Raw genomic sequence first — 12,421 nt, forward strand, 5'->3', positions numbered from 1 at the left:
GCGGCTATGAATAACAGGACACAACGTCAGAAAAAGAAATCCTCAAACCTCGCCACTTTCCATGCGAGCCGACCTCTCAGCCCGCAGGATGCTCGATCACCAGCGGCGCCTCACCGGGGGCGCGCACGACGGCGCGGGGCGCAGGGAGCAGGTCGAGCTCGACGCGCAAGCGCTGGCCCTGCTCGCCGACGGCGTCGTAGCACAGGCGCTCGTTGGCCAGCTCCGCGGTCTCCGTGCGGGCGCGCACGAGCCAGGGGTGGCGGCGCCGCAGGCCGATGAGGTCCTGGTGCAGGCGGAGCATCGGCGCCCCCAATGGCGAGAGCCCATCCGGGGTGGCGGGCAGCGACGGGCGGATCTCGTCGTCGCCGCCGATCTCATCGCGCTTGACGCCGGTGAAGGCCTGCTCGTCCCCGTAGTAGACGGAGGGGACGCCGCCCACGGTCATGAGGATGACGACGGCGAGGGCCGCCTTGGACGGCCCCACGCGGCTGGCGATGCGGGTGACGTCGTGGTTGCCCACGAAGGTGGCGGGCAGGAAGGCGTCCATGAACTCGTTGTGGCGCTTGAGGCACCAGTCGAGCTCGAAGAAGTTGGCGTCGTTGAGCGAGCTCCAGATGGCCTTCCACAGTTCGTACTGGGTGAGGCTGTCCACACCGGAGGCCTCGACGATTCCCGCGTAGTCGCCGTGGATGACCTCGGCCATGAACCAGGCGCCGGGGTGGCGCTCGCGCACCGTGGGCAGGACGCGCGCCCAGAAGGCGGGCGGGACGGCGTAGGCGGCGTCGAGCCTCCAGGCGGTGGCACCGCGGTCGAGCCAGTGGGTCATGACGTCGCCCACGAGCCGGGCGGTCTCGAGGCTGTCGTGATTGAGGAGCGGAAGGGAGCCGTGCCCCTCGAAGACGTCGTAGGCGCCGTCCGCCCCGGCCGACGCGTGGAAGCGGAAGAGCTCGCGCTCCGCGCCGCCGGCCAGCGCCGCCTGGAACAGGGGGTGGTCGTAGCCGACGTGGTTGAAGACGCCGTCGAGCATGAGGGCCAGTCCTCTCTTCCGGCAGGCCTCGGCGAGGCGGTCGAAAGCGGCGGCGTCGCCCAGGCGCGGGTCGATGGCGAAGTGATCGATGGTGTCGTAGCCGTGGGTGGTCGAGTGGAAGATCGGTCCGAGGGACAGGCCGTTGGCGCCGAGTTCGACGGCGTAGTCGAGCCAGGGCTCCAGGCGATCGAGGCGGGCGGGGGCGCCCGGGGAGCCGGGCGCCGTCACCGCGCCCTCCTCCCCGGTGGCGGGCCGTATCGGCGCCCCGGTGGCCCCCAGTGGGTAGACCTGCCACCAGATCGCGTGATCCACCCATGCGGGGCCTCGGCTCGACGGGCTTGTTCCAGGCTGATCGGGAGTCATGCAGTGAGGGTACCCATCAACCGGGGCCGGGGATGAGGAACCGCGGAGCATCGCGAGCACGCCCGACGCCGCCGCGCCCTCGGAGCCCGTTCGCCGGGCCCCGGCGGACCGTGCGGTCAAGCGCGGGGAAGGGCCCTTGAGGGCCTCGGCGTGAGAACTGTCCCTGCTCGAGGGGGTGCGCCGAAGGATACGATCGGGCAACAATAGTGGGCATGCTCGCCACCGTTGCCCTGCCCGCCCTGCAGATCGTCCTGCTCCTCGTCGTCGGATTCCTCGCGTGGCGCGCCGTCCAAGTGGCGGCCCAGGCACGATCGGAGGCCCAGGCCGCCAGGTCGGAGGCCGCCGCCGCCCGCGCGGCATCGGCCGGCGGCGGCGGGGGCGTACCGCCGGAGGCGCTGTCCCGGATCGAGGAGCAGTTGCGCCGACTGGGCGCCACCCGGGCGGCGGATGCGGGCGAGCAGCATCACGCGGCCCCCAGCGAGCGCCTGATGAGCGAGAAGGCGGACGCCTACCGCGGCTTCCTTCGGGAGATCGCCTCTGAGAACACGCATATCGGCACCGGCCTGCCCGTGCAGACCTCCGACGCCGCCGAGGAGGCGCTGAGCCGCCTGCGCTCGGTGACCGTGCTCATGGGCTCGGAGGAGATCCTCCGCTCGCTGCGGAATTTCTCGATCATCCGCGGACAGCGGCCCCGTACGCGGTGGACCGAGCCGGCGATCATGGCCTACGCGCGCCTCCAGGTGTGCCTCGTGCAGGCGATCCGCCGCGACCTGGACACCGCTAGTGAGCCCCTGAGCCCGGAGGAGACCTGGGCCTCGATGAGCACGGGGACGGCCGATCCGGCCTTCCGCCTGGCCATGCTCACCCCGATCTCGGAGGTGCTGCACCATGCGGGCCAGGACCTGTCCCTCTACGACCTCCGCGAGGAGCCGACGGCGCAGGCGTGGCGCTCGGCGGCCAGTGCGCGGTCGGCGGCGAGTGCCTCATCGGCGCAGCGGGCGCAGACCGGCCCGATCGCCCCGATCGAGCAGCCCATCGCAGTCGAGCCCGCCGCCGCGCCGGCGTCCGAACCCGCGTCAGCGCCTGCGGCCGAGCGCGCCGCGGAGCCGGTCGCCACCGCGATCCATGCGGAGCCCATCGCCTACCAGCAGCGCATCAACCGTCCCGAGCCGGCCGATTACGGGACGTACGGGCGCCCGTCAGCCGGCAGCGCGCCATCCACCGCGGCGACTGCGGCGCCCACTGGCGCGTCGGGCACCGCGAGCCCCACCACCGCCGCCCGCGGATCGGCGTCCCCCCAGGGCGAGGCCGACGCGGCTCCCTCCCGCATGGCGGCCAGCGCCTCGTCGCGCAGCAGCACCGCCCAGATCCCGCCCACCGAGGCGACGATTCCCGACACCGTGTCCTCGCCGACACCGTCGGCGCCGGGAGCCTCCTCGCGGCGCCCCGTTCACGCCCCGGGGCGCGCGACGCACAGGTCGGCGGCCTCCTCCCCCACAGTGAGGCTGTCCGCCTCCTCCCCCTCGTCCATGACCGTGTCGGTGTCCTCGGCCGCGCCGGCGGCCTCCGCGCCCACCGCCTCCGCCCCGGCGGCCGGAGCCGATGAGCCCTCCACCCCGGCCCGGCGTGGCCCGGGCCGGCCCGGCACCCGCGGGCAGGCCGCCGCAAGGCGGGCAGGGGCGGCCGCTGGAGCGGGCTCCGCCTCCTCCTGGTCCCAGGCCGACGGCGCCCGCCCCCAGTGGGGCCTTCGTCAGTTCGCGCAGGAGAGTCAGGCGGGCCGGGGCAGGTCCGGCTCCTCCGGCTCCCAGGACCGCTCGGGCCGCCCTCGGCCCGGGCGGGTCACCGCTCCCCGGAAGTAGGACCCCGCGCTGGTCGCCCTGCGGCGAATCGCGAGAAGCAAGACGACGGCGCCCGCCACCCCATGGATGAGGTGGCGGGCGCCGTCGTCGAGGCGCTTGAGGCGGCCGGTCAGCCGGTGATGGTCGCCGAGACGATGATGGCGACGGCGATGGCGGTGCCGGCGAGGGCAACGCCGAGGCCGACGTTCTGGTCCTCGAGGAGCTCGCGGCGCAGGTCGAGTCCGAAGACCTTGTTGACGGCCCAGGTGAAGACCATGAGCAGAACAACGCCGAGAAGGGCGTAGACGACCGTGGCCAGGATGGACTCCCAGGTCAGGCCGACGCTCGACAGGTTGTGGCTTGCCAAGGGGATCGTGTTCATGCTTCCTCCGTGTTCTCGTGCTCCGCGATCTCGCGCTCGGGTCAGCCCGGCAGGCAGTCCGACGCGGTCGAGACTACCGGCCCGTGGCGTCACGCGCGTCGGGGAAGACTGGACCTTGACATCGAACCGGATTCCGGTGACGCCGCGCTGTCACTGCGCCGTCACTGCGCCGGGCGCATCCAATCGGGGGTGGCGCCGGGATCCCGGGGGAAGTGGGAGAGCTCATCAGCGCAGTCCTCGGCGCTCACGGGAGGGTCGAGATCGGGCTTGCGGTCGTAATCGACGTTGACGCTCAGCCGGTAGCCCGGGGCGGTCATGGTCAGGCGCGCCCAGGTCCATGTGCCGCCGCGGGGGTGGGACATGGCCACGCGCAGCTGCACGGCCTCTTGGACGATCTCGCCGGGAATGACATTGGCCTGCTGGGCCCCGTTGATGACGGCGGTGGTCCGGACGGATGCGCGCAGGCCGACGGTCTCGATCTCAATGCCGGCCTCGGTGGCGCCGGCCTGCTCCATGAAAGCGGCGAGGTTGCCCTGGAGGCTGCCGATGGCCTGCGACTGGGCCTCAAGGCCCCCGCCCATGGGCCCCATGCCGCCCATCATGTCCATGCCCATTATCGGTCTCCATTCGTGGGTGTCGTGAGTTCAGTGCCGGTACTCGCCTACGGTATCCGCAATCGCGCAGCGGCACCATCAGCAGTCGGGAATCCGGGGCATCTCCGGGCGGAACAGCAGTCCGAATTCGTCATGCCTCCGGCGAGAAGTAGGCGGCCTGCGCGATGCGCGGGCGCCTGCCGCGCTGGACCCAGTTACCCCGGCCGGGAGGCATGCGGGCCGGACGGGTGCCGCCCAGGAGGGTGCCCTCAAGGCGGTCGCCATCCATGAGGAATCCGGTTCCGCCGTTGTCCCGCAGCGCCAGGAGGACGGGATCGTACATGGCGTGCGAGGCACCGGCGGTGGGGCGGGCGAGAACGACGTTGAGCCGCAGGTCCCTGGCCGAGGGCAGGTGGGGGACGATGGGTGACAGGATGTTGCTCCCTCCGGAGGAGAGGATGTCGTAGTCATCGATGACGAGGACGATGCGCGGTCCGTCGGCCTCCTTGCCCTCGGCGATCAGGGAGGCGCGGCGGTCGAGTTCGGAGGCGATGGACGTGGAGAGGCCGCCGGCGGTGGTCGACGAGGTCGCGTGGCCCCCGAGGTAGGGCTCGGGGCAGGCGCGGGCGACGTCGCGCCGCACATCGTAGATGCCCAGCACGAGCTCCTCGGGCGTGGAGCGCGCCACGAGCCCCTCGACGACGCCGCGCAGAACAGTGGATTTCCCGCAGCGGGCATCTCCGAACACGAGCAGGTGGGGGTCCGTGCCGCCCAGGTCCAACTGCAACGGGGTCATCGTGTCCTGGAAGATCCCCAGGGGGACCTGGTCGGGGCACTCGACGTCATCGGGGAGGGTTTCGGGGTCGATGACGTCCGGGAGCTGGCGCACCGCCATGGGACGGGAGCCGGTCCAGGAGGCGTTCATCTCCTCGGCGAGCTCATCAAGAGCGGCGCCGATGCCCCGGTCCTCCTCGATGTGCTCGATGGGCAGGGCGAGGTGGCCGAAGAGCTTGTCGGGGCGCAGCACTCTGCCGGGGGCATCGGGGGCGAGGGTCTGGGAGAGCTTGCGCGCGATGAGGGAGTCGGCGGGGTCGTTGAGCCTCAGTTCGAGCCGGGTGCCGAAGAGCGGCTGCTGAGCCATCTTGAGATCATTGGAGCGGGCGAGGGTGGTCACGATGTGCACCCCCAGGCCTCCGCCGCGCCTGATCAGCTCGTCGATGCCGTCCTCCAGCTCGGGGAAGTCGGCGCGGATGAGCCCGATGCCATCGATGAGCAGGACGACGTCGGCACTGGCGAGACCGTCGATCCGCCCCGCTCGGTGCTCCGCGCGCATCATCTCCAGGGAGTCGATGCGGTTGGCCGCGATGATCCGCTCGCGCTGGTCGAGCATGGCGACGATCTCGTCGAGCACGCGTCGCATCCGCTCGCGATCGCCGCGGGTGGCGATGCCACCGACGTTGGGCAGGTGGCTCAGGCGGCTCAACCCACCGCCGGTGGCGTCGATCCCGTAGAAGGACAGGCGCGATGGGGGAAGCGCGAGTGCCGCCGACGTCGCCAGGGTCGTGAGGAAGGTGGTTCGGCCGCTCTGGGGGGCGCCCATGAGGGCGATGTGGCCGCCGCCGACTGTCAGGTCAAGATTCCAGATGTCCTGGCGCTGGTGGGCGGGGTCATCGACAAGGCCCATGGGCACCGTCAGGCCCGGGGGATCCCACAGCCCGGCGGGCGCGCGGGGCGGCAGTCCCGGCTTGCGGCTCAGCTCGCCGCCGTACATGCCGGTCAGGGAGAGTTGACGAGGAAGCGGCTCGAGCCAGACCGGGGTGTTGGCCGCTGCGGCTTGGGAGAGCTGGCTGACGATGGAGTCCACCACGGTGGTGCGGATGGTCCGGGTCTCCGGGAGTGGCTCCCCGCCCTCCGCGCCGGCCGCGCTCTCGTCGCTGCTCTCGAGCTCGTTGTACACCGGGAGCAGGAGCGGGCGACGATCGGTGATCTCCTCCGGTTCGGGGACGTCGTCGAGCTCATCGAGCGGGCCGGAGACGAATCCGGAGCGGAAGCGGGTGTAGATGGAGGTGTCCACCTTGAGGTAGCCGTAGCCGGGAGCGGAGGGGAGGTGGAAGGCGTCGCCGTTGCCGATCACGGTGGCGGACTCCGACTCGGTGAAGGTGCGCAGGCAAAGACGGTAGGACAGGTACGTGTCCAGGCCGCGGAGCTTTCCCGCCTCGATGCGCTGGCTGGCGAGCAGGAGGTGGACGCCGATCGACCGGCCGATGCGCCCGATCGTGAGGAGGAGGTCGATGAAGTCCGGGTTGGCGGTGAGGAGCTCGCCGAACTCGTCGATGATGATGAAGAGGTGCGGCATGGGCGCCATGTCCGGGTTCGACTCGCGCAGATGACGGTAGTGGCCGATGTCGGGGGAGTTGCCCGCGTCGCGCAGCTGCTCCTGGCGTCGGAGCACCTCGCCGGCGATCGACGAGCGGGCCCTCTCGGTCAGGCCGGCATCATCAGCCAGGTTGTCCATGAGTCCGACGACGTGCGGCATGGTGGCGAACGGGGCGAAGGCCGCCCCTCCCTTGTAGTCCACGAGGATCATCGAGAGGTCGTCCGGTGAGTGCGTGATGGCCAGCACCGCGACGAGCGTGCGCAGGAGCTCGGATTTCCCCGAGCCGGTGGCGCCGATGCACAGGCCGTGGGGGCCCACGCCCAGTTGCGCGGATTCTTTGATGTCGAGGAGCACGAGCTTGCCGTCGTCGTCGGAGCCGATGGGCACGCGCAGAAAGTCCCGCAGCGGGCGCTTGGCCCATGACGCGCGCGTGTCGACGTGCCGGGGGTCGGACACCCCGAGGAGGTCACTGAGGGACGTGGTGGCGGCCTCGGACTCGTGGCGGTGGGCCGCTGCGCCGAGCGAGTGGGGCGCCAGAGCGCGCGCGAGCCCCTCCATGAGGGCGGGGCCGACGACGTCGGGCTCGCAGAGGAAGGGCTGGGGCGTATCGGGAGCCGACGGCCCTGTGGGGGTGTTGGACTGCGGTTGGGCGCGCAGGTCCTCCACGAGGATGCCGTCGTCGGTGACGGTCAGGCGCCAGGAGGGCGAGGAGGGCTCGTTGAGGCGGTCCTCGACGAGATGGAGGGTGGTGATGCCGATATCGCCGGGGCCGAGTGATTGGTCGGGGATGGTCAGGGCCTGCGCCGGACCGTTGAGCTCGGAGACCACCAGGAGGCGAGGGGCGCGGTAGGCGGTGCGGATCCATGATCCGCGCGATCCCACTTCCTTCGCCGCGGCGGCGATGTCCGGCCGCAGCAGGCGCTCGAGCTCCTGGTGGTTCGGGGCGACGCGGCGCAGGGCTATCGGTCCGTCGAAGGATCCCGCCACGCGCAGGTGCGGCAGTCGCGCGGCGCAGTCCCAGGCTCTGGCCCGCTCCGGCTCGTGGGCGAGGGCGATCCGCAGGTCCTCGGGAGCGTGGAGGACGGCGGCCTGGGCGAGCAGGACGCGGGCGATGGCCGCGGTCGAGTCCCTCGGGCCGATGATGGAGACGTCACCTGCGCAGTCGAGGTCGAGCGCTGCCGGGAGGCTGTGCTGCACGCTGTGGCGGCGCAGCACGGCCTGGGCCTCGGTCATGAGCAGCGGATCGATCTGGGGCGGCATCCCACCGCCGGGAATGCGCACCATGGGGATGGGGAGGTCGGCGATGCCCAGGCGCAGGTGGAGGAAGTCGCCGTCCGACAGGCGCCGCTCCCAGCGCCGTTCCGGGGCGCGCGCCATGATCGCCAGCGCTGAGGGATCGGGTTGGGTCTGGAAGAGGTCCTCCCGGTACTGGGTCGATCGCGCGGCGGCCTCGCTGTCGGTGGAGGCGAGCTCGTCGAGGTACTGATCCCGGCGCTCCCGGCGCTGCCGCCCCTGCCCGGAGCGCCGGGAGATCATCATCGCCCCCATTCCGAACATGGTGACGACCATGACCACAGCGCCGAGCATCGCGAAGATCGGATTGCCCCGCATGACGGTCATCATGAGCATGGATGAGCCCGCGCCGGCGAGGGGCAGGAGCATTTGGAAGGGGAAGGGCTGGCCCGCCCCGGTATCGGTCAACTGGGGCGGGATCGGCAGGAGGGCCCCTTCCGGTGGCTCGACGGGGGCGACGACGCGCCCGGGCCTGTGGACGACTTCGATCATGGCGATACCCTCCCGAAGGCCGGCAGGAGCCAGTCGCGGTCACTGAGGCCGTTCCCGCTTGCGAGCGCTCGGCGTGAGCGCCGCGATAGGGCGGCGATGCATCCGCTGATCGATGTGGCGGCGACATCGGCGATGACGCGGGAGGTGAGTGGGTCGAGGAGGCCGGGCGCCGGGACTGAATCCCCGTTCCCGGCGAGGGAGTGGTCGAAGGGCACGAGACTCTCCCCCGTCCCGGGCTCGGGCACGAGGGGGTAGCCGGGCCTGGTGGCGACGACGACGTGCAGGAGCGCACCGCGCTTGCCCCGGGCATCGGCGAGGAGACGGGCGGCCAACTCACGCCCTCTCTCCATATCGGTGCGCTGGGCGGGGGAGACGAGGATGGTGCTGTGGTGGCGGCCGTGGAGGTCGAGAAGCGCGGGGCCGAGGGCTTCGGCGGTGCCGGTCTCGGTGACGGCCGTGTCGAAGAAGCGCAGGTAGTCATGCTGGGCGCGGGTCCAGGAGCGCATGAGCGCGTCAGGGTCATGCGCCTCCTCGGACAGGCGCAGGCAGGACAGGAGGCCGTCGGGACCACTCCCGAGCGCCTCGATGGTCTGGGCGACTGTCCTCGGGGCGCGCGCCGCGGGCATGTCCGCGATATCGGTGGAGTACGGGAGGAGATCGGCGGCGGAGCGGGGGCCGGTTGAGGCGCTGATGAGCAGGCCGGGGCGGCGCCTTTCCCGCGCTATCAGTGAGGACAGCAGAAGTGCGACGGTCGTCGCACCGGCGCGTGGGGCCGTGGGCGCGACGAGGATGCGGCCCGTGAGCGGCAATGGCCTGCGAATGGCCCGCGATGTCTCGATCGCGCGCGAGCGGTGGCTCGCTCCCCCGCCGATGAGCGTTCCCCATCGTCGCAGCGTCCCGAGCGGTCCTCCTGCCGTGCGCCGCGCCCGCGCCGTCATGCGAGCACCGCCAGTAGATGCGAGTAGAGGCCGGATAGCCCGCACAGCAGGGGGAAGGTGGCAACCGTCGCCAGCGTCTCGAGTCTGTCACCGATCCGCCGCAGGCGGATGCGGTCGCGCGCCGCCGGATTCAGCAGGCTGGTGGTCGTGATGATGATGACTGCCGCGCCGATCGCCCATGGTCTGGAGACCTCGGGGATGCGTGCGGACAGGACGAGCACGGGGACAAGCGCGGCGAGCCACAGCGCGGCGACCTCGGTGCTCAGTGGGAAGGCGCGAGAGCGCAGGACCACCGCCAGGCTCAGGCACAGGGTCAGGGCGGTCGCCCATGGGTCGGAGTGCGCCGCGAGAGCGGAAGCGGAGGCGCCCAGGCCGATCGCGGTGACGAGGACCGCGCTGAGGAGGTGGTCGTGGGCGTGCCTGATGCTCCGGTGGAGGCGATGGCGGTCGGTCAGGCGCCCGGCCATGGCATCGTCGTCGAGACGGGATATCCCCGAGGAGGTCAGCGCCGACCATGGCAGGACTCCCAGGACGACGAGGCAGATCAGCCCCATGGCGCCGTGGGCGATCCCGCTGGGCGCGGCGACCCTCTCGAGGGCGACCCATATTCCGACGAGCCCGAGCCCGAGGAGCATCCCCGAGGCCCAGCCGATACGGCGCTGGCCCAGGCAGTGCGCGCCCGAGCACGCGAGGAGGAGGATGATCGAGGGGATGGCGGCGCCGGCAGTATGCGCCGCCCAGGCCCCCGGCAGGAGGAGGCCGCAGGCGAGGAGTCCTCCCAGGGTTCCGGCGACGGCGCGGTATCTGCCCGACGCGGCCGCGATGATCGACTCGGCGGCCACGGCCAGGGCTCCCGGCAAGAGGGCGACCCATGCCGAGGAGGTACTGGCGCTGACGGTCGTGGAGGCCCACGGCCAGATCGCCGATGCGAGGGCGATCGCGGCGACGGAGCCGACCAGGCGCATGCGGTCCCGCTCGGACCACCGATCCGGGTGGGTGTCGGTGGCCTCGGCCAACCCGTTCGAGATGTCAGCGACCTGCATGGGCGCGGGGGCCTGGTCGTCGGCGACGACTCTGATCATCTCACCGTCGAAGACTGATTGCCCGGCGAGGTCGAGCTCGGGGTCGACCAGCGCGCCGTCGGGTCTGACGAGGCTGACGGAGGGGATCTGGTTCCCGACGGTCAGCCCGAGCAGGTCCATGAGCATGGGCATGTGGATGCCCACCGGCTCATCCGATGGCAGAACCACCTCGGCACGGGAGCGCTCGGTGACGAGGGTCAGTCGGGTGTAGGGCATCACTGGGCGCTCACCTGCTCCGGGGAGTCTGGATGTGAAAGGTCGCCGGGTGCCGTGTTCAGGGTGACAGGGACCTGCACGGGCTCCGGGGTCGCGTACGGGGTCGCCTCGCTCGTGGGAGTGCCGCGCGTCCCGGATGGGTTGCGGATCGAGTCGAGGTGGGTGGAGAGGTATCCGTAGCCGACGCAGCCGGCGCTGATGAGCGCAGCGACCACCAGCGAACCGATCATCGCGGGGACCGTGCGCCGGACCGTCGTTGAGGAGCGCCCGCGCAGCAGGGCGATCCGCAGTCGGGTGTGGTGGACCTTCGCGGATTCCAGGATGGCGGAGTCGTTGTCACGCGGCATGCCGTCCCCCTCCTGCGAGTGCCTCGCGCGTGGCTCGGATCATGCGGGGACCCTCTCCAGCTCGGCGGACAGCCTCACCGCGCCCAGCTCGATGGTGCAGGGAAGGGGAACGCGGTATCGCGTGGAGGGGGCGCATTGCTGGATGACGCCGTCGAGGCCGATGATCCGGGTGCCGCCGGCCGAGCCGAGGTCGGCGAGGTAGAGGGAGCCGTCGAGGAGCTCGAGGTGCGCGTGATTATCGGATAGGGCGGCCCCCATGCCTGGGATGTCCACGGTGCCGTGAGGGGCGAGCGCTGGGATCTGCCGCGTTGCGCCGCCGATGATCGTGGGCGAGGACAGGAGCCATGTCCACCCATGGGCGGAGCGCAGGCGGAGCGCGTACCGCGGCGGTGGGACGGGCGCGGCCGAGGAGCGACTGGGCTGCGGGGGCACTGCGGGTGGCAGGCTCGGGGGGAGCGTCGCGGGTGTTGCCCACGACGGCGCGGAGGCACTGCTGGACGGCGGCCGGAAGGACGGCACACCGGAGCCGGGGCCGAACGCTGCCGCGCTGGGCGCCGAGGAGGGCGGAGGCGGGACATCGGATGGGCGCGATGGTCTTGGTGAGGACGTGGGCCGCGCTGCTGCCCGGGGCGCGGCCTGAGCGGCGGAGGACTGGGGTTGGGGAAGTCTGAAGGGGGACGGGGCCGTCTCACGCCGGGGCCCGGCGGAACGGGGATGCCCCTGACGGGGCGCGGATTCGGTCTCCGGGGACGGCTCCGGCGCGCGGCTCAGCTGATCCCGACTCGGGGATCGACGAGGGCGACTGGGGGAGAGCTCCGCAATCGTCGGCTGCTCGCCGAGGGGGCCGCGGGACGGATCGGGGCCGCGGCGCGTGTTGACGGTGATCGCCCCGGCGGCGCGCCCCAGCGCGGCCTGCGCGATGAGACCGCGTGGTGTTCCCGTGGGGAGGCCGGCCTTCTCGTCTACCGTGCGGAGCCCGAGGATGGCCCCTCCCGCCCATCGCCCGTGCCGGCCGTGGCACTCGAGGAGGTGGAGGACGGCGAGGGGGGATATGAGGATGAGCACGAGTCGGAGCCAGGCGGGTCCCGGTAGGACGAGACCGGCGGCCAGTGGGGCGGCGATGAGGACCGCATCGATGATGTCGGCGGCGAGCACGGCGATGAGGCGGGCGGGGACCCATGGCCGAGTGCCCGAGGCGGCATGGGGGTCTGCCTCGGGGTGGGGAGTCATGGGGATCCTTCCTGGCGCGGTGGGTCGACGTTGGGCTGCTGTCACTGTAGCGATGGGGACGGGGATGTGGCATGTCCGTTATCCCACGTCGGGGTGTGACGGCCCTGGGACGGCGGCGCGCGCCGACGGGGTCTCGTGGCTGGTGGGAGGGTCTGCTAGGGTGCGATCACTGCCGCGTGTTGCGGTTTCGTGATCTGGTCGGTGGGCGCGCTGCCCGTCGGCCGTGAGCGCTTCGAGTCCTGG

Annotated in this window: 9 protein-coding genes; 1 reads left to right on the forward strand and 8 read right to left on the reverse strand. The window is 71.8% G+C overall.

Translation table 11 applies throughout. The annotated features are described in order from the left end of the window. Positions 1 to 76 precede the first annotated feature (76 nt). Positions 77 to 1,390: an alpha-amylase family protein gene (locus tag B1H55_RS05500; protein WP_073454089.1), complete on the reverse strand. Its 1,314-nt coding sequence runs from the start codon at positions 1,388 to 1,390 to the stop codon at positions 77 to 79. A gap of 212 nt (positions 1,391 to 1,602) precedes the next feature. Between B1H55_RS05500 and B1H55_RS12515 the strand changes: the two genes are divergently transcribed. Further along, the gene (locus B1H55_RS12515; RefSeq protein ID WP_073454087.1) at positions 1,603 to 3,249 is read left to right on the forward strand and encodes a hypothetical protein; all 1,647 of its coding nucleotides are present in this window, start codon (positions 1,603 to 1,605) and stop codon (positions 3,247 to 3,249) included. Positions 3,250 to 3,358: 109 nt separating this feature from the next. Here the strand turns inward: B1H55_RS12515 and B1H55_RS05510 are convergent, their stop codons facing one another. The 7 genes from B1H55_RS05510 to B1H55_RS12270 all read right to left on the reverse strand — a co-directional run bounded on the left by B1H55_RS05510 (position 3,359) and on the right by B1H55_RS12270 (position 12,178). Next, positions 3,359 to 3,610 carry a DUF350 domain-containing protein gene (locus B1H55_RS05510; protein WP_073454084.1) on the reverse strand — a complete coding sequence of 84 codons (252 nt, stop codon included), beginning with the start codon at positions 3,608 to 3,610 and terminating at the stop codon, positions 3,359 to 3,361. A gap of 161 nt (positions 3,611 to 3,771) precedes the next feature. Beyond that, positions 3,772 to 4,218, reverse strand: a complete 447-nt coding sequence (locus tag B1H55_RS05515) for a hypothetical protein (RefSeq protein WP_077240957.1) — start codon at positions 4,216 to 4,218, stop codon at positions 3,772 to 3,774. A 136-nt stretch (positions 4,219 to 4,354) separates the two neighbouring features. Continuing rightward, complete coding sequence (eccCa, locus tag B1H55_RS05520) at positions 4,355 to 8,365, reverse strand: type VII secretion protein EccCa (protein WP_077240640.1); 4,011 nt, start codon at positions 8,363 to 8,365, stop codon at positions 4,355 to 4,357. Next, positions 8,362 to 9,174, reverse strand: a complete 813-nt coding sequence (locus tag B1H55_RS05525; protein WP_077240641.1) for a hypothetical protein — start codon at positions 9,172 to 9,174, stop codon at positions 8,362 to 8,364. The genes eccCa and B1H55_RS05525 overlap by 4 nt, the downstream gene beginning before the upstream one ends. Before the next feature lie 125 nt (positions 9,175 to 9,299). Beyond that, positions 9,300 to 10,601 carry an EsaB/YukD family protein gene (locus B1H55_RS05530; RefSeq protein WP_080461626.1) on the reverse strand — a complete coding sequence of 434 codons (1,302 nt, stop codon included), beginning with the start codon at positions 10,599 to 10,601 and terminating at the stop codon, positions 9,300 to 9,302. Beyond that, positions 10,601 to 10,948: a hypothetical protein gene (locus B1H55_RS05535; protein WP_077240657.1), complete on the reverse strand. Its 348-nt coding sequence runs from the start codon at positions 10,946 to 10,948 to the stop codon at positions 10,601 to 10,603. The genes B1H55_RS05530 and B1H55_RS05535 overlap by 1 nt, the downstream gene beginning before the upstream one ends. 39 nt (positions 10,949 to 10,987) lie before the next feature. After that, on the reverse strand, positions 10,988 to 12,178 hold the full coding sequence (locus B1H55_RS12270; RefSeq protein ID WP_143222412.1) for an FHA domain-containing protein: 1,191 nt from the start codon (positions 12,176 to 12,178) through the stop codon (positions 10,988 to 10,990). Positions 12,179 to 12,421: the final 243 nt, after the last annotated feature.

The sequence above is a fragment of the Actinomyces denticolens genome, assembly GCF_002072185.1.
GTDB lineage: Bacteria > Actinomycetota > Actinomycetes > Actinomycetales > Actinomycetaceae > Actinomyces > Actinomyces denticolens.